This is a genomic window from Flavobacterium sp. Flavsp81, assembly GCF_059491325.1.
The window spans coordinates 1-21089 of sequence record NZ_CP168505.1; the positions used below are offsets into that span (position 1 = coordinate 1).

Here is a 21089-nt window from a genome sequence, read left to right on the forward strand (position 1 = left end):
AGCAAAAGGATTTCCGTTTTCGATCGGGGCTATGGCGCTAGTTTCCAAAAGGAACCCCCGGTATGGCGGGAAACTCAGCGCCTTTAGGGGAACCAGGAAAACATAGCAAAAATCCGCCACAGCACCTTTTCGGGCACCATTTCAAAGATAAATCCCCAAAACCTGGCCTGATTGGCCCCGTGCAAGGCTCACAGAAAAGAAAGCGCTGCTGTGTGGAGTCCGTAAAAGCCGCACTTCCGATAGGGGCTGACTGCGGCAAGGACAGAGTGATGCTGAAAATTCCTATAAATGCCAAAAAAGAGGGAAGCGTAAGTTTTGTGTTATCAGCGAGTTAAGAAAAAGATTGAAAAAAGGTGGAAAATATATAATAAAAAGTCTTGCAAATGTAAATAAAGGTGCTACTTTTGCACCCGCAACAGCGACAGACGTTCCTTTAAATACTGACAAGCATACGAATTGATACTGAAAAATTTTTTCAAAAAAAGATTCAAAAAAGCTTGTGGGATTTGAAAACGGATGTTACCTTTGCACCCCGCAAAACATCGGAAGTTCCTTGATAGATTGGTGAGAATTATAAAGAAATGAGGCGAAAAAAAAGTTTCAAAAAAAACTTTAAAAAGTTCTTGCTAATTAAAAAAGAAGTTGTAGTTTTGCACCCGCTTTGAGGGATAAACGAAAAGCGAAACAAAAAAGAAATACACGTTCGTAGACATATTGAATTGACAGCCGTTTTGAGAGAGATTTCAAAACACAAGAATAAAGAGTAAGATAATCGAGAGATTGAAAAGAACCGATAGAGACTGATTCGAATAACAATACGATTTGATGCAAATCAAATCAACAATATACGATGAAGAGTTTGATCCTGGCTCAGGATGAACGCTAGCGGCAGGCTTAACACATGCAAGTCGAGGGGTATTTGTCTTCGGGCAGAGAGACCGGCGCACGGGTGCGTAACGCGTATGCAATCTACCTTTCACAGAGGGATAGCCCAGAGAAATTTGGATTAATACCTCATGGTATTATGAAATGGCATCATTTTATAATTAAAGTCACAACGGTGAAAGATGAGCATGCGTCCCATTAGCTAGTTGGTAAGGTAACGGCTTACCAAGGCTACGATGGGTAGGGGTCCTGAGAGGGAGATCCCCCACACTGGTACTGAGACACGGACCAGACTCCTACGGGAGGCAGCAGTGAGGAATATTGGACAATGGGCGCAAGCCTGATCCAGCCATGCCGCGTGCAGGATGACGGTCCTATGGATTGTAAACTGCTTTTATACGAGAAGAAACACTCCCTCGTGAGGGAGCTTGACGGTATCGTAAGAATAAGGATCGGCTAACTCCGTGCCAGCAGCCGCGGTAATACGGAGGATCCAAGCGTTATCCGGAATCATTGGGTTTAAAGGGTCCGTAGGCGGTTTGGTAAGTCAGTGGTGAAAGCCCATCGCTCAACGGTGGAACGGCCATTGATACTGCCAGACTTGAATTATTAGGAAGTAACTAGAATATGTAGTGTAGCGGTGAAATGCTTAGAGATTACATGGAATACCAATTGCGAAGGCAGGTTACTACTAATGGATTGACGCTGATGGACGAAAGCGTGGGTAGCGAACAGGATTAGATACCCTGGTAGTCCACGCCGTAAACGATGGATACTAGCTGTTGGGAGCAATCTCAGTGGCTAAGCGAAAGTGATAAGTATCCCACCTGGGGAGTACGTTCGCAAGAATGAAACTCAAAGGAATTGACGGGGGCCCGCACAAGCGGTGGAGCATGTGGTTTAATTCGATGATACGCGAGGAACCTTACCAAGGCTTAAATGTAGATTGACCGTTTTGGAAACAGAACTTTCGCAAGACAATTTACAAGGTGCTGCATGGTTGTCGTCAGCTCGTGCCGTGAGGTGTCAGGTTAAGTCCTATAACGAGCGCAACCCCTGTTGTTAGTTGCCAGCGAGTCAAGTCGGGAACTCTAACAAGACTGCCAGTGCAAACTGTGAGGAAGGTGGGGATGACGTCAAATCATCACGGCCCTTACGCCTTGGGCTACACACGTGCTACAATGGCCGGTACAGAGAGCAGCCACTGGGCGACCAGGAGCGAATCTACAAAACCGGTCACAGTTCGGATCGGAGTCTGCAACTCGACTCCGTGAAGCTGGAATCGCTAGTAATCGGATATCAGCCATGATCCGGTGAATACGTTCCCGGGCCTTGTACACACCGCCCGTCAAGCCATGGAAGCTGGGGGTGCCTGAAGTCGGTGACCGCAAGGAGCTGCCTAGGGTAAAACTGGTAACTAGGGCTAAGTCGTAACAAGGTAGCCGTACCGGAAGGTGCGGCTGGAACACCTCCTTTCTAGAGCCCCAATTGTTAGTGCTTGCACACGATGGGGAAAAAAGAAGAAGCTTTAAAGGTTTTGATTTTGAGAATATTTTACTCTTGCTGTTAGTTCAAATAATAAATTTTAAGTAAAACAGAGTCTCGTAGCTCAGCTGGTTAGAGTACTACACTGATAATGTAGGGGTCGGCAGTTCGAGTCTGCCCGGGACTACTATTTTAGCGTTATGAGTCATAAGTTATGAGTTATAAGTTAAAAAAGACTGTAAGCTTAAAAAAAAGGAAATTCTAGGGTTGAGACCTTATGAGCTGAAAATTCATAACTCATAACTAATAACTCATAAGAAAATTGGGGGATTAGCTCAGCTGGCTAGAGCGCCTGCCTTGCACGCAGGAGGTCAACGGTTCGACTCCGTTATTCTCCACAAAGGCCGTAAGCTATAAGCTGTAGGCCATAAGCTAAAAGCTTAAAGCGTATTGCTTAAAGCCTAAAGCTGTAAAGTTCATTGACATATTGAGATAAGAAAATAATAAAAAGTAGAAAGCGTTTTTTGCTATTTATAGCAAGAGACAAAAAAAACGGTCTTAATTAATTTTAAGATTGGTACAATAAGCAAAATAAGGGCGTATGGGGGATGCCTTGGCTCTCAGAGGCGATGAAGGGCGTGATAAGCTGCGAAAAGCTGCGGGGACAAGCACACATTGATTGATCCGCAGATACCCGAATGGGGCAACCCACTATGTTGAAGACATAGTACACCGATAGGTGGGCAAACCCGCTGAACTGAAACATCTAAGTAGGCGGAGGAGAAGAAAACAAAAGTGATTCCGTAAGTAGTGGCGAGCGAACGCGGATTAGCCCAAACCAGTGATGTTACGGCATGGCTGGGGTTGTAGGACCACGAGATTTTATGCACAAGGAACCGGAATTAGCTGGAAAGCTGAGCCATAGAGGGTGATAGCCCCGTATGGGTAACGAGTGTAATGGATAGTGGTATCCTGAGTAGGGCGGGGCACGTGAAACCCTGTCTGAATTTGGCGGGACCATCCGCTAAGGCTAAATACTCCTGAGAGACCGATAGTGAACCAGTACCGTGAGGGAAAGGTGAAAAGAACCGTGAATAACGGAGTGAAATAGATCCTGAAACCATACGCTTACAAGCGGTCGGAGCCCTTTCGTGGGGTGACGGCGTGCCTTTTGCATAATGAGCCTACGAGTTAACGTTGCTGGCAAGGTTAAGTGGTTAAGCCACGGATCCGTAGCGAAAGCGAGTCTGAATAGGGCGCTTTAGTCAGTAGTGTTAGACGCGAAACCGTGTGATCTACCCATGGGCAGGATGAAGCTGTGGTAACACACAGTGGAGGTCCGAACCGGTTGACGTTGAAAAGTCTTCGGATGACCTGTGGGTAGGGGTGAAAGGCCAATCAAACTCGGAAATAGCTCGTACTCCCCGAAATGCATTTAGGTGCAGCGCTGAATTTAAGTTATATAGAGGTAGAGCTACTGATTGGATGCGGGGGCTTCACCGCCTACCAATTCCTGACAAACTCCGAATGCTATATAATGTTTCTCAGCAGTGAGGGCTTGGGTGCTAAGGTCCAAGTCCGAGAGGGAAAGAACCCAGACCATCAGCTAAGGTCCCCAAATATACGCTAAGTTGAAAGAACGAGGTTTGTCTGCCCAGACAGCTAGGATGTTGGCTTGGAAGCAGCCATTCATTTAAAGAGTGCGTAACAGCTCACTAGTCGAGCGGACGAGCATGGATAATAATCGGGCATAAGCGTATTACCGAAGCTATGGATTTACAGTTTACTGTAAGTGGTAGGGGAGCATTCCAGCAGGGTTGAAGGTGTATCGTAAGGTATGCTGGACCGGCTGGAAAAGAAAATGTAGGCATAAGTAACGATAATGCGGGCGAGAAACCCGCACACCGAAAAACTAAGGTTTCCACAGCTATGCTAATCAGCTGTGGGTTAGTCTGGTCCTAAGGCGAACCCGAAAGGGACAGTCGATGGCCAACGGGTTAATATTCCCGTACTACTAATTACTGTGATGGGGTGACGGAGTGATGAAAGCGCCGCGAACTGACGGAATAGTTCGTTGAAGTACCTACCTATAAGCTGCGCAGGCAAATCCACGCGGCTTGGGGAAATACGATAGTACTCGGAGTCTTCGGACAAAGAGATAGTGCGCCTAAGGGCTTCCAAGAAAAACCTCTAAACTTCAGGTAATTAGTACCAGTACCGTAAACCGACACAGGTAGTTGAGGAGAGAATCCTAAGGTGCTCGAGAGATTCATGGCTAAGGAATTAGGCAAAATAGACCCGTAACTTCGGGAGAAGGGTCGCCAGCAGCAATGCTGGCCGCAGTGAAGAGGTCCAGGCGACTGTTTATCAAAAACACAGGGCTCTGCAAAATCGTAAGATGAAGTATAGGGCCTGACACCTGCCCGGTGCTGGAAGGTTAAGAGGAGATGTTATCTTCGGAGAAGCATTGAATTGAAGCCCCAGTAAACGGCGGCCGTAACTATAACGGTCCTAAGGTAGCGAAATTCCTTGTCGGGTAAGTTCCGACCTGCACGAATGGTGTAACGATCTGGACACTGTCTCAGCCATGAGCTCGGTGAAATTGTAGTAACGGTGAAGATGCCGTTTACCCGCAGTGGGACGAAAAGACCCTGTGCACCTTTACTATAGCTTAGTATTGACCTTGGATAAATGATGTGTAGGATAGGTTGGAGACTTTGAAGCGGCGTCGCCAGGCGTTGTGGAGTCATTGTTGAAATACAACCCTTTGTTTATCTGAGGCCTAACCCCGTTTTGCGGGGGACATTGCTTGGTGGGTAGTTTGACTGGGGTGGTCGCCTCCAAAAGAGTAACGGAGGCTTCTAAAGGTTCCCTCAGTACGCTTGGTAACCGTGCGTAGAGTGCAATGGCATAAGGGAGCTTGACTGAGAGACATACAGGTCGATCAGGTACGAAAGTAGAGCATAGTGATCCGGTGGTTCCGCATGGAAGGGCCATCGCTCAAAGGATAAAAGGTACGCCGGGGATAACAGGCTGATCTCCCCCAAGAGCTCATATCGACGGGGGGGTTTGGCACCTCGATGTCGGCTCGTCACATCCTGGGGCTGGAGAAGGTCCCAAGGGTTGGGCTGTTCGCCCATTAAAGTGGCACGCGAGCTGGGTTCAGAACGTCGTGAGACAGTTCGGTCTCTATCTACTGTGGGCGTTAGAAATTTGAGTGGATCTGATTCTAGTACGAGAGGACCGAATTGGACAAACCTCTGGTGTATCTGTTGTTCCGCCAGGAGCATCGCAGAGTAGCTACGTTTGGAAGGGATAAGCGCTGAAAGCATATAAGCGCGAAACCCACCACAAGATGAGATTTCTTTTAAGGATCGTGGAAGATGACCACGTTGATAGGCTATAGATGTAAAGGCAGTAATGTCATAGTCGAGTAGTACTAATAATCCGTAAGCTTATGTACACCCTTTTCTCCCCGGTGCAAACCGGGGGGAAGAAACTTTCTAAAATATAAAAACTTTCTTTATCTCAGTATGTTAAGATATTGTTTTAATTATCAATTGTCAATTGTCAATTAAAAAGTTACCTCAAGTAACAACGACCTTAAGGTGGTTATTGCGGCGGGGCTCACCTCTTCCCATCCCGAACAGAGTAGTTAAGCCCGCCTGCGCAGATGGTACTGCAGTTATGTGGGAGAGTATGTCGTCGCCTTTCTTTTAAGAATCCTCATCATGTATTTGATGGGGATTTTTTTTATTGGAACAACGTATTGGCCTAAACCAATCCGTCGTCACCTTGTTCCATAAAGCCTCAGGTCTTTTTGTTTATGAATCTTTTGGAATTTCAAAATGAGATATAGATATTTTATAGAATTAATTCCAAACTTATAGTATAAAAATTATGCATGATAATAAGTATAAAAGAAAGAATTTATATTTCTTACACCACTTAATTCGAACCTAAACGTTTTATTCTTGCATTGAAAAGAATTAACAGTTTGTTTGTTTATATAAGAAGAACTTGAATTCATTTTTATCAAATAATTCAAGATTGTTGATACTGTCAATCATAGCAAGGATAGAAACAGTATTTTTTTATATAACAATTTCAAAATGGATTTAGGAATGTTCTAAAAAGAAAATCGGATTATATTGTAAAAGAATTATTTTTCAACAATATCTAATTCATTATTAGCCGCTATACCCCAACTTATTCCTAAAAATGAGACCAGATTATCTGTTTTTTCAAAATTTTTACCAAACCCTCCGGTTATGGTAAACCTTTCATTTATCTTATATTTAAGATTACCAACTGATCTATAATTGTCCTTTTGATTCGTTCGATTAATATATTCGTAACCAATGGCAAAATCATTCAATTGTAATTCAATTTTTGCACCTATATCAAAGTTTTTTTCTTTTTTATAAGATAATAGATTGCTATTATAAGTCATTTCATCAATTAAATATCGGGAATATTGATAAATGTTAAGATAATTGTTATTGGTTTTACTTAATTTAAAATTTGCATTCAATGTAAGCCATGCGCCATATCGTCCAAATTTTCCGGATTTAAATTCATTTTTATCAAAAAAATGATTATAAGCCGTAGCAATGTCTGCAGTGAATATTGGTTTTAATGCTTCTAATGTATCAACTACAGCATAAATGTCAGTAGTCAGTTTTTTATATTCCTCCAGTTTTGATAATTTATTAATCTGATTTAAATTCCATTGATTGTACTCAGCTGTTCCGGATTCATATGGGTTTTGGTCAAGAGTTAATTTTTGATCTGTAATTTCCTTAAATCTTCCCAATTTCAAAAGTAACTTATCAATAGATTCCTGTCTCTCTTTTCTGTTTACCGTTAAAAGGTTGGCTCGGACCCCAATAGATACATTTTGAATTGTATCTTTTTTTACTGAAGCCAATGAAAACGAAAGATTCTTATAAGGCTTAGAATAACTTTTTTGATTTTCCTTAATGACATAATCAGTTAAATTTCTTCCTTTGTTGGCAAACACCCAATAAGGTGTAAATTCTAATGCATAATCGGTAGGGAATCCTTTACTTGAGTTGACACTATTAATTAAACTCAAGGTAAAAGCCTGAGTTGTAGATGGAGTACTTATAATAGTAGGTGAATAATCCAGTATTGTAAAAGCAGGAGCATTAGGTAACTCTAAATCAGTTATTTTAATAGTATTTGATTCTTGCGAAAAGATTTTTAAAGTAACTAAAAACAAGACTATTATTAATTTCGTTTTCATTTGATTTCAATTATTTTGGTTACTAACAGAATTGTTTTATCATCTGAAATAATGATTTCTTCTTTCACGCACTTGTATATTTTGCTGACATAAAAACTTCCGGGTTGGTCATCATCTTCCACCAAATGATAATGTATTTTTAATTTTTGTATAAAATCATCCGTATCTTTTACTTTCTGCAAATCAAAGTATGTTATTATGATGATTCTTTGTTTATCTTTAAAATCTATGGTTTTTCCAACTTCAAAAAAATTGATATTGCCATCACCAGGATTCGAATCATTTATAGTGGTTTTTTTCCATGTTCCAATTTTTTCCTTCTCTACCCAGGTTCGCGATAAATATTTATAATCAAAATTAACTTCTAAAAATAATTTTGATTGTTTGGCTTCTTTGGTTTCGAAAGTTTCCATGATGCTTAAATAAGATTTTACATGATTTTTATACAGAATAAAGTTACACAAATACTTCAAATTCAGTGCAGATACATGTAATTTATTTTTCAATTAATATGAAAATAATAATAACAAAAAACCTGCAAATTTGCATTTGCAGGTTTCATAAATCGCATAACAAAAATGTCTATTTAATCAAATCAAAACTTCTCTTTACGAAAGCAGTAAGTTCTTCTCCTTTTAATAGATTTTGAGATAATTTTGCCAAATCTAAAGCCTGTTTAACCAAACTTTCTTGTGTTGCCTTATCTTCGGTATTCAAAATATTAGATGCCAGATCTGAATTGGTATTTACAACCAGATTGTACATTTCCGGCATATTGCCCATTCCAAACATTCCGCCACCGCCTGATTGGCTCATTTCTTTCATTCTGCGCATGAATTCCGGCTGAGTGATGATAAATGGAGCAGCTTGACTATCCATGGCTTGCAATTGTACACTATAAGCTTTTGGAATATAAGCCTCTAATGAAGTTTTTAGACTTTCTTTTTCTTCATCTGATAATTTTGAAATGGTATTTTCGTCTTTTTTAATCAAGTTATCAATATGATCAGAATCGACACGAACAAAAGTCAAGTCTTTATTGTCACCTTCAATTTTTTGAATCAAATGCGAGATAATAGGAGAGTCTAAAAGTAATACTTCGTAACCTTTTTCTTTTGCTGTCTCAATATAAGAGTGCTGTGCATCTTTATTTCCTGCATATAAAACAACTAATTTTCCGTCTTTATCAGTTTGATTCTCTTTTATTTTCTCTTTTAATTCCTCAAGAGTAAAATAAGTATTGTCAACGGTTGGGTATAATACAAATGCACCCGCTTTTTCGTAGAATTTATCTTCTGAAAGCATTCCGTATTCCAAAACGATTTTAATATCATTCCATTTTTGTTCAAAATCAGTACGGTTTTCATTAAATAAAGCTTTCAATTTATCAGCTACTTTACGAGTGATATAGTTTGAAATTTTCTTAACTGCCCCATCAGCCTGTAAACCGGAACGAGAAACATTCAACGGAATATCCGGGGAATCGATAACACCTTTTAGCATTGTTAAAAATTCAGGGACGATTCCTTCTACGTTATCTGTAACGTAAACCTGGTTTTGGTACAATTGAATTTTATCTTTCTGAATTTGCATGTCAGAACCCAATTTTGGAAAATACAGGATACCAGTAAGATTAAAAGGGTAATCAACATTCAAATGAATATTAAACAATGGCTCTTCGAACTGCATTGGATACAATTCTCGGTAGAAGTTTTTGTAATCTTCATCAGATAATTCTGTTGGCTGTTTTGTCCACGCCGGGTTTGGATTATTGATGATATTATCTATTTCAACAGTTTCGTTTACATAATCCTCAGGAGCATCTTCCGGTTTCGGAAGTGTTTCTGTTCTTGTTCCGAATTTAATCGGAATAGGCATAAACTTGTTGTATTTATTTAATAGACTACTGATTTTAGAATCTTCCAGGAATTCAAGAGAATCTTCGGCAATATGAAGAATAATTTCAGTTCCGCGTGAAGTTTTGTCAGCTGGCTCTAAAGTAAATTCAGGGCTTCCGTCACATGTCCAGTATGCTGCAGGCTCGTCCTTGTATGATTTTGTAATGATTTCTACTTTTTCAGCAACCATAAATGCAGAATAGAAACCAAGACCAAAATGACCAATAATTCCCGAATCTTTGGCTGAATCTTTGTATTTGTCCAAAAATTCCTCAGCTCCTGAAAAAGCTACCTGATTAATGTATTTTTCTACTTCATCAGCTGTCATACCCAATCCCTGATCAATAATGTGGATTTTTTTGCCTTCTTTGTCAACCTTGATTTCGATAACGGGATTTCCGTATTCTACTTTTGCTTCGCCAATACTAATAAGGTGTTTTAATTTTAAAGTAGCATCAGTACCATTTGAAACCAACTCACGCAAGAAAATTTCGTGATCGCTGTATAAGAATTTTTTGATTAAAGGGAAGATGTTTTCTACCGAAACATTAATTTTACCTGTTGTCATATTTTAAAAATTTAGTTTAAAGTTATGCCTTTCAGTTGTTCAAATAGAGTACCATTTTTATAGAAGTGACAAATTGTCTTAAATGTTAATTTTGAAAGAAAAAATGTCAATTATAAAACAAATTTATTTTTTTGAATTGTACCTTTGTAAGAGTAATAATTCTAAAATTAATTGATAGAACAATGAAGAAAATTCTTTTTTTATGCATAATAGCCACATTGGTTTTTGCATGTAAGTCTGCATCCTCAAGCGCAGCAACCACTGACACGACAATTTCTAAAAAACTCGACAGACCAACTCAGGTAGCTATTAAAGGAAATTGGGTGATTACAAATGTATCGTATGCAGGATCAGATTATATCAAAGTAAATTCTTTTGATATTGCCGATTCTAAATGTTTTATTGGAAGTACATGGAATTTTATTTCGAATAACAATAAAGGAACAATGACTTTAACTTCTTCAAATTGTCCGGCTTTTAGTTCGCCAATTGTTTGGAGTATAAATAAGGAAGGACTTTTTGTTCTTAAGATTGTTGAAGCAGGAACGAAATCTAAAAATATTAGAGAAGGTTACTTATTAAAAGTTGCCGGATTGACTGAAAACTCTTTTCAGCTGATCGATAATATTTCAGTAGGAGGACAAACTAAAGACGTAACATACCAATTTCAAAGAGCTAATTAATAATAAAAAAAAGATGAAAAAGATAACAGTTTTAGGATTAAGCAGCTTACTTGTATTAGTTAGTTTTTTTGCAAGTTGCGATTCAGTAAAAAATGCAAATAATACCCAAAAAGGTGCCGGAATTGGCGCAGTAGCCGGTGGTGTTATTGGAGGTATTTTAGGGAATAATTTGGGTAAAGGTGGAAATACAGCTTTAGGTGCTGCTATTGGTGCTGCCGTAGGTGGTGGAACAGGAGCTCTTATTGGAAACAGAATGGACAAGCAGGCTCGTGAAATTGATCAGGCTTTACCAGGTGCAGAAGTAGAAAGAGTGGGAGAAGGAATCAAATTAACATTGAATGAAAACGCGGTTCGGTTTGATACAAACAAATCAACTTTGACTTCTCAGGCTAAAGCCAATCTGGATAAATTAGTTCCTGTATTTAACGAATATGCAGATACTGATATTAATATTTACGGTTATACGGACAGCACAGGAAAAGCAGAATATAACTTAAATCTTTCTGCACAAAGAGCAGCATCTGTAAAAAATTACTTAGTATCTAAAGGTTTAAAATCGTCCAGATTTAAAACTACAGGATTAGGAATTGCTGATCCGATTGCTTCAAATGATACTGCTGAAGGAAGAACTCAAAACCGTCGTGTTGAATTTGCTATTACGGCAAATGACAAAATGGTAAATGACGCTAAAGCTGAAGCTGCAAAATAATTTTTGGCACAATATAATTTTAAGAAAGCTGTTTCGTAATTGAAGCAGCTTTTTTTTTGCTTTCGAAATTAAAGATTGTAAATTTGACATTCAATTAAGACTCATGCTTGACATTCAAAATATTTCATTTTCGTATACCGAAAAACCTGTTATCAATAACGTATCATTTACAATAAATAAAGGCCAGAATATTGCTATTATTGGTGAAAGTGGTTGTGGGAAAAGCACACTTCTTAAACTTATATATGGTTTGTATGATTTAGATGAAGGTAAGATTTTTTATGAAGAAAAGCCTGTTTTGGGACCCAAACATAATTTGATTCCGGGAATGCCTTATATGAAATACCTGGCACAGGATTTTGATTTATCTCCTTATGAAACCGTTGCAGAAAATGTTGGAAAGTTCCTTTCTAATGGTTTTGCCAATATGAAAAAGCTTCGTGTTCAGGAATTACTTGAAATGGTAGAGATGGAACAATTTGCTAATGTAAAAGCGAAATTTTTAAGTGGGGGACAACAGCAAAGAGTGGCTTTGGTTCGGGTTTTAGCTTTAGAACCAGAATTGATCTTACTGGATGAGCCTTTTAGTCAAATTGACGCTTTTCGTAAAAATGCTTTACGACGAAATTTATTCAGATATCTGAAGCAAAAAAAAATTACCTGTATTCTTGCCACACATGACAGTACAGATGCTTTGTCATTTGCAGATGAAGCTATTGTAATGAGAAATGGAGAAGTCATTATAAAAGGTAATCCTACAGTAATTTATAACAATCCTCCTTCTAAATATGTGGCTTCACTATTTGGTGAAGTAAACGAAATTCCGACTCATTTATTAAAACTTACTGATGATCAAAACGAAAAATTATTAGTATATCCCCATCAGTTAATTATGGTTGAAAACTCTGATTTAGAAGTCAAAATCAGAAGAACCTACTTCAGGGGAAATCATTATTTAATAGAATCTGTTTACAAAAGACAATTGATATTTTTTGAAAGTGAATTTGATTTGCCTTTGGAAATTTCAGTTTTTATAGGACTTAATTCTTAATGAAATAATACATCGTGAATCTCTTTCTTTTTGTCAAAAACACTTTTTGCAAAAGGACAAAGCGGAATGATTTTTAAATTATTGTTTCGGGCATATTCAACAGCTGCCATTACCAGTTTTTTACCAACACCTTTTCCGTTAAAATCTTCATTTACTTCGGTATGATCGATAATAAATTTTGAATCTCCGGCCCAGGTATAGGTCATTTTCCCAGCTTGTTTTTCATCTTCAGTTGCTTGAAAGTATCCTTTTCTTATGTCGTTAATTTGTTGTATTTCCATGATAAATTATATTAATGTAGTTTGTATTTCTATTGAATGGGTTAATATTTTATGAATTGGGCAGCTGTTTGCAATCGTTTCTAATCGTTGTTTTTGAATTTCGTCAATTTTGCCGATGATTTCTATTTTTCGGGTAAATAAAGAAACGTTTTGTTCTGCGTCTCTTTGAAAATCAATTTTAATATTAATTTCGGAAACCTCCCACTGCTTACGGTTAATGTACATTCGTAAAGTAATCAGCGTACATGACGCCAATGACGATGCCAAAAGCTCAGAGGGACTGAATCCTAAATTTTTACCTCCAATGTCCTGAGGTTCGTCTGCAATTACAATATTACCGCTGGCTGATATTATTTCGGTGCGATACAAACGTGTATCAATTTGTGCTGATATAGTGTTCATAAATTATCTTATTTTAGGCTCTGGTAAAGAAACAAATTCAGTTTCTCCGGGAACCTTTGGGAAAGTTTGTGCTGTCCAGTCTTTTTTTGCTTTTTCGATTAATTCTTTGTCTGAAGAAACAAAATTCCAAAAGATAAAATGTTCTTCAGGGAAAGGCATTCCACCAAAAATATAAACGGTAGAATTTGCAGTAATTTCGAACTCACAAAGGGTACTGTCGTTAGTAATCAGAATTTGTTTCGGATCGTAAATATGTTCTCCGTTTTTAATGCTTCCTTCCAAAATATATAAGCCGCTTTCTCCAAATAAATGATTTCCGATATTTATTTTTTGAGATGTTTCGCTTTTAATTTCAATAAAATACAACGGGCTATAAACCGGAACAGGTGATTTTTTACCAAAAGCTTCTCCTGCAATTAATTTATAAGAAACACCGTTTTCTTCCCAACCCGGAATATCGTCAGCCTCAACATGAGTGAAATTCGGATCCATTTGTTCCAATTCTTTTGGAAGAGCAACCCAAATTTGTAATCCGTGAAGCATTTTATCAGAACTTCTTAAATATTCCGGCGTTCTTTCAGAATGTACAATTCCTTTTCCTGCTGTCATCCAGTTTACAGCACCCGGTTTTATTTCTAATTCGGTTCCTAAACTGTCACGGTGCATTATACTTCCTTCAAATAAAAAAGTCAGTGTAGAAAGTCCTATATGCGGGTGAGGAGGAACGTCCATATTTTGATATTGGTTTAAATGTGCCGGTCCCATATGGTCGATAAACACAAAAGGCCCAACAGCTCTTTTTTCACGGAAAGGAAGTAATCTCCCTACCATAAAATTGCCAATATTGGCGGCACGTTCTTCGATAATTAAGCTAATGTTTGACATGATATATTGTATTTGAAAACAAAATTACAGTTGTGGTCTCAATCTGTAACTTAATTTAGATTAAGAAAAATCGTTTTGGTAATATATATAAAAGTAAGGAATCAAATTTTAATCATTCCAGGTAGAATTCAAAATATAACATGAATTGCACAAATTTTCACCAATCAATTGGTGTCAATATATTACCTGATTAATTCAAATTCTAAAGTTTCGCTCTCAGTTCCATTAATGATAATTGATAATCCATGAATTCCGGTATGGAAGACACGAGTGGTAATTATTTTGAAAGATTGATTTCTCTCAATTTTAATTAATTGGTTTGAAGGATATGTTTTTTCACTGATTTTAAAGACCTTTTTAGCTAAATGCCCTTTTGCCTTTTTATAATGAACAGCATACTCTAAACGAACTGTTTTTGCTTCGTCATTTTTATTGTTTAAATGAAATTCAAACTGTAAATAATTTCCAATCTTTACTATTGGTGTTTTAATTTTAAAAGACGAAAGCTCAATATTAGTGCTTTCTAATCGATAATGACCCAGAATTTCAGGATGTCCCTGTTTTAATAAAGTTCGACAGCCATGTTTAATAATTTCATCAGTTTCTTTGCTGAATCCTTTCCATTTTGCGGCAATTTCCAGTACAATTCCCGGATTATCTTTAGCAATATCATTTAAATTATTAGCAACACTTCTCCTGACATATTCTGATGAGTCATTTTTAAGATTTTCTAAAATTGGTAAAATTGAAACCGGATCTTTTTTCAGGAACGGAATTGCCATTGCCCACGGTAATCTCGGCCGGCTGCCTTCGCTGGCTAACCGGCGGACTTTAGGGCTTTCGTGTAATGACCATTTTACCATTTCATCAATCATTTTTTCTTTATATTTTAAAATGAAAGGACGGACCGCAAATTCACAGCTAATGAATTGTGTGATCGAAACAAAAGCTTTCATTGAAGTTTTAAAATCATTTAAGCCATACATTTCAATATAATCGGCAAAAAAGATAAAAGCCAGATTGTCATCCGTAAATTTGTTCTTTCTGAGATTCTCAATGATTTTATCAATTAATTGTACTGCTTCCGGAAAATTTTCAGGCATAAACTTATGAAAAACGACTGTTGTATGTTTCATCCGGTCTTTCCATTCCTTTTGAGCAAAATCACCTTCATAAATAGTATCGATAAATTTTTGTTTATTGAATGCCGGATGCACTTCGGCTACAGCCTGACTGAATTTTTCGTAGAAAGCAACAGAGTATATATCTTTAATTAATCCCATAATTTTGTTTGAATGAACTTCAAAGATATTTAATGTTCCTTAATTTTTTGAGTCATAAAAGCATTAATTTAATTAAGAAATAAATCCGGATTTTTTATAAATTACTGAATGTCTTATAATTTTTAAAATCCAATCGAAACTTTCAAATACACAAAATATATCCTATTTTAGCATCTTATAAAATTTAGAGAAAATGATTAGCGAAGTACAATTTCAATCCGAATTACAATTATTAATTAGCAATGCAATTCGGGAAGATGTAGGCACAGGTGATTATAGTTCATTAGCTTGTATCCCTGAATCGGCACACGGACAAGCTAAATTATTAGTTAAAGATCAGGGAATTATTGCAGGTGTTGCGCTTGCAAAAATGATTTTTGAATATGTGGATCCTGCATTAAAGATTAAAACTTTTACTGAAGATGGATCACACGTAGAATACGGAGAAGTTGTTTTTGAAGTCTCAGGAAGCTCTCAGGCTATTTTAAAGGCAGAAAGAGTGGTTTTGAACACAATGCAAAGAATGTCGGCAATTGCAACAAAAACAAATCATTACGTTCAGCTTCTGGAAGGAACCGGAGCAAAAATATTAGATACACGCAAAACAACTCCAAATTTTAGAGCAGCTGAAAAATGGGCAGTGAAAATTGGAGGTGGTGAAAATCATCGGTTTGCACTTTATGATATGGTAATGTTAAAAGATAATCATATTGATTTTGCCGGTGGAATTACGCTTGCAATAAAGAAAACCAAAGAGTACCTGAAAAATAATAATTTAGATTTGAAGATTATTGTTGAAGCCAGAAATCTGGATGAAATTCGTGAAATTTTGCTAAGTGACGGAGTTCACAGAATTTTGATAGACAATTTTAATTATGAAGATACCAAAACGGCAGTGCAATTAATCGGCGGGAAATGCCAGACAGAATCTTCAGGAAATATCAACGAAAAAACTATTCGTGAATATGCTTTATGTGGTGTAAATTACATTTCTTCAGGAGCCCTTACTCATTCAGTTAATAACATGGATTTAAGCTTAAAGGCTTTTTAATTTAAATCCAAAGAATAATCTAAGTCTAAAAAATCAAGTATGTCTCAAGAGATAGAAGATCGGATTGATAAAATTCCATTATTACGTTATGTGGCGCATTTACTTAAAAAGATAAAATTGCCATGGCTGGAAGGTTTTTCGTTATACGATTTGCTTGAAATGTATGTTCTTGGAATTCTGGAAGGAGCTTTTTCATATCATGCAAGTGCTGTTTCCTTCAGCTTTTTTATGGCCTTGTTTCCTTTTGCCTTGTTTATCTTAAACTTAATTCCATTTATTCCAATTGAAGGATTTCAGGCAGATTTTCTACAATTTGTCCAGCAAGGTGTTCCGCCCAATACCTATGATGCGATTAGTAAAATTATCAGTGATATTTTAAATAACAGTCACTCGGGCTTGTTATCATCAGGTTTTTTGCTTTCTATTTTTTTGATGGCAAATGGTATTAACGGAATTCTTAGCGGTTTCGAATCGTCTAAACATGTTTTTGATAAACGGGGTTTTTTTAGTCAATATTTGGTAGCAATAGCAATATCACTTGTCATGACAATTATATTGTTTGTTACAGTTGCCACTATTGTTGTATTTGAGGTTTTTATTCAAAAAACAATCATTCAGGATGTGCTTAGTGACAGAATACCACTTATTATTTTAGGCAGGTATTTGTTTGTAATGTTAATGATTTTGATAACTTCTTCAATATTATTACGTTATGGAACCAGACAATATAATAAAGTGCCATTTATTAGTATAGGATCTGTTTTTACAACCGTCTTAATTGTTATATCTTCGTTCTTTTTTGGGATTTGGGTTATAAAATTTTCAAAATACAATGAACTTTATGGCTCTATTGGCACATTATTAATTCTAATGTTTTATATTTGGATTAACTGTATGATTCTGCTTTTGGGATTTGAACTGAATGCCACTATCAGGAAATTAAGACAAAAAAATAAATAAAAATTATGAAAAATTGGATATTAACGATTGGGATATTTTTTCTGACATTAGGCACTATTCAAAGCCAAAGTGTTATAGGCAAATGGAAAACGATTGATGATGAAACAGGTCAGGCAAAATCAATTGTTGAAATCTATGAGAAATCAGGAATATTATATGGTAAAGTGGTAGCAATCCTCAGGGCAGATCACAAAAAAGATATATGTACAGAATGTGATGGCGCAGAAAAAAACAAACCAATTTTAGGTATGGTAATTATCAACGGATTAAAAAAAGAAGGTAATGAGTATAGTGGAGGTACAATTTTAGATCCGACAAACGGGAAAAAATATAAATGTTACATTACATTAGACTCTCCGGATAAGCTAAAACTTAGAGGATTTGTTGGAATTGCCATTATGGGAAGAACTCAATATTGGACAAGAGTAAAAAAATAATTTTTTTTGTAATTCAATATGCAAAAATTAGCATCGATAATTTTACTCTTAACAATACTATCTAATAGTTTTGGACAATCTAAGAATTCGGAATTACCAATAAGTCATCTCACAGGTGACTTTTATATTTATAAAACCTTTCATGATTATAAAGGAACCCGAATTTCTGCAAATGCTATGTATCTTGTTACTGATAAAGGTGTTGTGATGTTTGATGCTCCCTGGGATAAAGCACAATTTCAGCCATTATTAGATAGTATAAAAGCAAAACATAATAAAGAAGTTATAATGTATTTTGCAACACATTCTCATGAGGACAGGGCAGGTGGTATTGGATTTTATAAACAAAAAGGAATTAAAACCTATACTGCAAAGCTTACTGATGAAATTTTAAAGAAAAATAAGGAACCAAGAGCCGGATATGTAATTCCGAATGACACGATTTTTAATGTCGGACAACATGCTTTCGAAGTATATTATCCCGGAAAAGGACATGCTCCTGACAATATTGTGGTTTGGTTTGAAAAGAAAAAAATACTTTACGGAGGTTGTTTTATAAAAAGTACTGAAGCAGAAGATTTAGGTTATTTAGGAGATGCTGATGTAAAAGAATGGGAGCAATCTATTAAAAAAGTGAAGTCAAAATTTAAAAATCCAAAATATAGTATTCCCGGTCATGAAGATTGGAAAGATCCAACCTCTTTACAACATACTTTGAAATTGGTTCAGGATTATAATGCTGAAGAACTTTCGAAAAAAAAGTAATTCTCTCAATCCCATAAAAAAATCACATGTTTTTTGTCGAAGTTATTTTACCACTTTCCTTAGTTAAACCTCTTACTTATCGTGTTTCTGAGGCTGAATTCCATTTTATTAAAAAAGGAATGAGGGTGGCAGTGCCTATTAAAAGTAAAATCTATACAGGACTTGTTTTAGATATTCATGAAAATGCTCCGAACTTATATAAAGCCAAAGAGATTCATCAAATATTAGACGAAAAACCAATTGCTACAGAAACGCAGATCAAACATTGGCTTTGGGTGGCAAATTACTATATGTGTAGTATTGGAGATGTTTACAGAGGGGCCTTTCCCAGTGGGTTATTATTGGAAAGTGAAACGATTATTTCGCATAAAACAGATATTTCTGTAAACCAGAATGAACTCTCTGATGAAGAGTTTTTGATTTATGAAGCTTTGCAGCAACAGAGTTCTTTGAAAGTTCAGGATATTATTTCAATTTTAAGCAAGAAAAATATTTTTCCGATACTTCAAAAAATGATGACAAAAGATATCATTGTTTTAGAAGAAGAAATAAAAGAAAATTATAAACCAAAATTGATTCGATATGTGAAATTACATTCTAAATACGATTCTGATCAAGGTTTAGGAGAATTATTGGAAGTGTTGAAAAATGCCACTAAACAAAAGGAGATTGTTCTGGCTTATTTTCAGATTTCAGCTTCCGAAAAAAAGCCAATAACAGTCAAAAAACTCGTTGAAGTTTCAAATTCATCTTCAACAACAGTAAAATCTTTGATCGAAAAAGAAATTTTTGAAGAATACTATTTGCAGCACGACAGGGTTTCTTTTGAAGGAAAAGCTTCTGAAAAACAATTACAATTAAGTGAAGCCCAGAAAATAGCTTTTGCAGAAATTAAAGGAAACTTCATTGAAAAAGAAGTTTGCCTTCTTCATGGTGTAACGTCAAGCGGCAAAACTGAAATTTATATAAAGCTGATTGAAGAATATTTAGCATTAGGAAAACAAGTTTTGTATTTGTTGCCGGAAATTGCACTTACAACACAATTGGTTTCTCGTTTGCGACTTCATTTTGGCGATAAAATAGCTGTTTTTCATTCCAAATATAGTAACAACGAAAGAGTAGAAGTCTGGAAACAAACACTTGAAAATGCTGATAAAGCACAGATTGTGATAGGGGCAAGGTCGGCTTTGTTTCTGCCGTTTGCTAATTTAGGATTGCTGATTGTAGATGAAGAACACGAACAGACTTTTAAGCAGGTTGACCCGGCTCCGAGATACCATGCTCGTGACTCGGCAATAGTTTTAGCCAGTCTTCATAAAGCTAAAGTACTTTTGGGATCGGCAACACCAAGTATAGAGACTTATTTTAATACCCAAACGGATAAATATGGTTTGGTATCGCTTTCTGAGCGTTACAATAATGTTCGAATGCCTGAAATTATTTTGGTTGATTTAAAAGACAAACATTTCAGAAAAAGAATGACAGGTCATTTTAGTGATCTTTTAATTGAAGAAATTGCCGAAGCCTTATCGTTAGGTGAACAAGTGATTTTGTTTCAAAACAGAAGAGGATATTCGCCTATAATAGAATGTATGACTTGTGGTCATGTACCTCATTGCCAGCAATGCGATGTAAGTTTGACTTTTCATAAGCATAAAAATCAATTGCGATGCCATTATTGCGGCTATGCAATTGCAAAACCCACACATTGTCATAGCTGTTCGAGCATTGATCTGACAACAAAAGGTTTTGGAACCGAACAGATTGAACAAGAATTAGGATCACTTTTTCCGAAAGCAAAAACAGGAAGAATGGATCAGGATACGACTCGCGGAAAATTTGGTTTTGAAAAGATTATAGATTCTTTCAAAAACAGAGAAATTGATATTTTGGTAGGAACACAAATGCTCGCAAAAGGTTTAGATTTTGATAATGTGAGCCTGGTTGGGATCATGAATGCTGATAATATGCTGCATCATCCTGATTTTAGAGCTTTTGAACGCAGTTTTCAGATGATGACACAAGTTGCAGGAAGAGCGGGAAGGGCTGAAAAACAAGGAAAAGTTGTGATTCAGACTTATAATCCAAACCATAATACTATTCAACAAGTTACAACCCATAATTATATAGGTATGTATAAGGAGCAATTATATGATCGTCAGATTTATAAGTATCCTCCTTATTTCAGGATTATTAAGCTGACTTTAAAGCATAAAGATTTTGATAAATTGAAAGAAGGCTCAATGTGGCTGTATCAGGTTTTGAGTCAAAACTTAAATATGCCTGTTCTTGGTCCGGAAGAACCGGCTATAAGCAGAATCAGAAATGAATATTTACGTACGATATTAATTAAGATTCCGCAAAATCTGCCATTAGGAAGTACAAAAAAAACTATTCAGAAAATGCTGAATAGTTTTGAGGCTGTAGCTCAATATAGAGCTATAAAAGTTATTGTTAATGTAGATTTTTATTAAACA

Annotated in this window: 15 protein-coding genes, 2 tRNA genes and 3 rRNA genes; 13 read left to right on the top strand and 7 right to left on the bottom strand. The window is 36.4% G+C overall.

The window, feature by feature from the left end; all coding sequences use genetic code 11:
- Window positions 1-847 precede the first annotated feature (847 nt).
- The 5 genes from ACEN92_RS00005 to rrf all read left to right on the top strand — a co-directional run bounded on the left by ACEN92_RS00005 (window position 848) and on the right by rrf (window position 6084).
- Window positions 848-2361, top strand: a 16S ribosomal RNA gene (locus tag ACEN92_RS00005).
- Between the two features lie 122 nt (window positions 2362-2483).
- A tRNA-Ile gene (locus ACEN92_RS00010) sits at window positions 2484-2557 on the top strand.
- A gap of 137 nt (window positions 2558-2694) precedes the next feature.
- A tRNA-Ala gene (locus tag ACEN92_RS00015) sits at window positions 2695-2768 on the top strand.
- A 182-nt stretch (window positions 2769-2950) separates the two neighbouring features.
- Window positions 2951-5833: ribosomal RNA gene (locus ACEN92_RS00020) — 23S ribosomal RNA — on the top strand.
- 141 nt (window positions 5834-5974) lie between these two features.
- A 5S ribosomal RNA gene (gene rrf / locus ACEN92_RS00025) occupies window positions 5975-6084 on the top strand.
- Together the 16S, 23S and 5S rRNA genes with 2 tRNA genes alongside form the textbook arrangement of a ribosomal RNA operon.
- Window positions 6085-6532: 448 nt before the next feature.
- Here the strand turns inward: rrf and ACEN92_RS00030 are convergent.
- The 3 genes from ACEN92_RS00030 to htpG all read right to left on the bottom strand — a co-directional run bounded on the left by ACEN92_RS00030 (window position 6533) and on the right by htpG (window position 10105).
- Entirely contained in the window at window positions 6533-7639 is a 1107-nt protein-coding gene (locus ACEN92_RS00030) for a hypothetical protein (RefSeq protein ID WP_495640324.1), read from the bottom strand.
- Window positions 7636-8052, bottom strand: a complete 417-nt coding sequence (locus ACEN92_RS00035) for a hypothetical protein (RefSeq protein WP_495640325.1) — start codon at window positions 8050-8052, stop codon at window positions 7636-7638. The genes ACEN92_RS00030 and ACEN92_RS00035 overlap by 4 nt, the downstream gene beginning before the upstream one ends.
- Before the next feature lie 169 nt (window positions 8053-8221).
- Window positions 8222-10105, bottom strand: coding sequence for a molecular chaperone HtpG (gene htpG, locus ACEN92_RS00040; protein ID WP_495640326.1), 1884 nt, complete (start codon window positions 10103-10105; stop codon window positions 8222-8224).
- A 182-nt stretch (window positions 10106-10287) separates the two neighbouring features.
- Between htpG and ACEN92_RS00045 the strand changes: the two genes are divergently transcribed.
- The 3 genes from ACEN92_RS00045 (at window position 10288) to ACEN92_RS00055 (ending at window position 12548) form a co-directional block, all read left to right on the top strand.
- Window positions 10288-10788, top strand: a complete 501-nt coding sequence (locus ACEN92_RS00045) for a hypothetical protein (RefSeq protein WP_495640327.1) — start codon at window positions 10288-10290, stop codon at window positions 10786-10788.
- Window positions 10789-10801: 13 nt separating this feature from the next.
- The gene (locus ACEN92_RS00050) at window positions 10802-11497 is read left to right on the top strand and encodes a YiaD family glycine zipper/OmpA-like lipoprotein (protein ID WP_495640328.1); all 696 of its coding nucleotides are present in this window, start codon (window positions 10802-10804) and stop codon (window positions 11495-11497) included.
- A gap of 103 nt (window positions 11498-11600) precedes the next feature.
- On the top strand, window positions 11601-12548 hold the full coding sequence (locus tag ACEN92_RS00055; protein WP_495640329.1) for an ABC transporter ATP-binding protein: 948 nt from the start codon (window positions 11601-11603) through the stop codon (window positions 12546-12548).
- Here ACEN92_RS00055 and ACEN92_RS00060 read toward each other — a convergent pair.
- The 4 genes from ACEN92_RS00060 to ACEN92_RS00075 form a co-directional block, all read right to left on the bottom strand.
- Entirely contained in the window at window positions 12545-12829 is a 285-nt protein-coding gene (locus ACEN92_RS00060; RefSeq protein WP_495640330.1) for a GNAT family N-acetyltransferase, read from the bottom strand. The two genes, ACEN92_RS00055 and ACEN92_RS00060, sit on opposite strands and share 4 nt — an antisense overlap.
- A gap of 6 nt (window positions 12830-12835) precedes the next feature.
- Complete coding sequence (locus ACEN92_RS00065; protein ID WP_495640331.1) at window positions 12836-13231, bottom strand: OsmC family protein; 396 nt, start codon at window positions 13229-13231, stop codon at window positions 12836-12838.
- Between the two features lie 3 nt (window positions 13232-13234).
- Window positions 13235-14116: a pirin family protein gene (locus ACEN92_RS00070; RefSeq protein WP_495640332.1), complete on the bottom strand. Its 882-nt coding sequence runs from the start codon at window positions 14114-14116 to the stop codon at window positions 13235-13237.
- Window positions 14117-14298: 182 nt separating this feature from the next.
- Window positions 14299-15399, bottom strand: coding sequence for a DNA alkylation repair protein (locus tag ACEN92_RS00075; protein WP_495640333.1), 1101 nt, complete (start codon window positions 15397-15399; stop codon window positions 14299-14301).
- A 193-nt stretch (window positions 15400-15592) separates the two neighbouring features.
- Here ACEN92_RS00075 and nadC point away from each other — a divergent pair, with 193 nt between their 5' ends.
- Genes nadC through priA form a run of 5 tightly spaced genes read left to right on the top strand, consistent with a single transcriptional unit; the run spans window position 15593 to window position 21086 of the window.
- The gene (nadC, locus tag ACEN92_RS00080; protein WP_495640334.1) at window positions 15593-16450 is read left to right on the top strand and encodes a carboxylating nicotinate-nucleotide diphosphorylase; all 858 of its coding nucleotides are present in this window, start codon (window positions 15593-15595) and stop codon (window positions 16448-16450) included.
- Window positions 16451-16489: 39 nt separating this feature from the next.
- The gene (locus ACEN92_RS00085) at window positions 16490-17410 is read left to right on the top strand and encodes a YihY/virulence factor BrkB family protein (RefSeq protein WP_495640335.1); all 921 of its coding nucleotides are present in this window, start codon (window positions 16490-16492) and stop codon (window positions 17408-17410) included.
- Window positions 17411-17415: 5 nt separating this feature from the next.
- Window positions 17416-17847: a DUF2147 domain-containing protein gene (locus ACEN92_RS00090; protein ID WP_495640336.1), complete on the top strand. Its 432-nt coding sequence runs from the start codon at window positions 17416-17418 to the stop codon at window positions 17845-17847.
- Between the two features lie 18 nt (window positions 17848-17865).
- Window positions 17866-18612: a subclass B1 metallo-beta-lactamase gene (gene bla-B1-FLAV / locus ACEN92_RS00095; RefSeq protein ID WP_495640337.1), complete on the top strand. Its 747-nt coding sequence runs from the start codon at window positions 17866-17868 to the stop codon at window positions 18610-18612.
- Window positions 18613-18638: 26 nt separating this feature from the next.
- Window positions 18639-21086 carry a replication restart helicase PriA gene (gene priA, locus ACEN92_RS00100; RefSeq protein WP_495640338.1) on the top strand — a complete coding sequence of 816 codons (2448 nt, stop codon included), beginning with the start codon at window positions 18639-18641 and terminating at the stop codon, window positions 21084-21086.
- Window positions 21087-21089 lie beyond the last annotated feature (3 nt).

Bases quoted from the DNA above. Each gene is read 5' to 3' on its own strand.
- ACEN92_RS00070 (WP_495640332.1), bottom strand. From the start codon at position 14,116: ATGTCAAACATTAGCTTAATTATCGAAGAACGTGCCGCCAATATTGGC.
- ACEN92_RS00085 (WP_495640335.1), top strand. From the start codon at position 16,490: ATGTCTCAAGAGATAGAAGATCGGATTGATAAAATTCCATTATTACGT.
- ACEN92_RS00045 (WP_495640327.1), top strand. From the start codon at position 10,288: ATGAAGAAAATTCTTTTTTTATGCATAATAGCCACATTGGTTTTTGCA.
- htpG (WP_495640326.1), bottom strand. From the start codon at position 10,105: ATGACAACAGGTAAAATTAATGTTTCGGTAGAAAACATCTTCCCTTTA.
- ACEN92_RS00035 (WP_495640325.1), bottom strand. From the start codon at position 8,052: ATGGAAACTTTCGAAACCAAAGAAGCCAAACAATCAAAATTATTTTTA.
- ACEN92_RS00060 (WP_495640330.1), bottom strand. From the start codon at position 12,829: ATGGAAATACAACAAATTAACGACATAAGAAAAGGATACTTTCAAGCA.
- ACEN92_RS00050 (WP_495640328.1), top strand. From the start codon at position 10,802: ATGAAAAAGATAACAGTTTTAGGATTAAGCAGCTTACTTGTATTAGTT.
- priA (WP_495640338.1), top strand. From the start codon at position 18,639: ATGTTTTTTGTCGAAGTTATTTTACCACTTTCCTTAGTTAAACCTCTT.
- ACEN92_RS00065 (WP_495640331.1), bottom strand. From the start codon at position 13,231: ATGAACACTATATCAGCACAAATTGATACACGTTTGTATCGCACCGAA.
- ACEN92_RS00055 (WP_495640329.1), top strand. From the start codon at position 11,601: ATGCTTGACATTCAAAATATTTCATTTTCGTATACCGAAAAACCTGTT.
- bla-B1-FLAV (WP_495640337.1), top strand. From the start codon at position 17,866: ATGCAAAAATTAGCATCGATAATTTTACTCTTAACAATACTATCTAAT.
- ACEN92_RS00090 (WP_495640336.1), top strand. From the start codon at position 17,416: ATGAAAAATTGGATATTAACGATTGGGATATTTTTTCTGACATTAGGC.
- ACEN92_RS00075 (WP_495640333.1), bottom strand. From the start codon at position 15,399: ATGGGATTAATTAAAGATATATACTCTGTTGCTTTCTACGAAAAATTC.
- nadC (WP_495640334.1), top strand. From the start codon at position 15,593: ATGATTAGCGAAGTACAATTTCAATCCGAATTACAATTATTAATTAGC.
- ACEN92_RS00030 (WP_495640324.1), bottom strand. From the start codon at position 7,639: ATGAAAACGAAATTAATAATAGTCTTGTTTTTAGTTACTTTAAAAATC.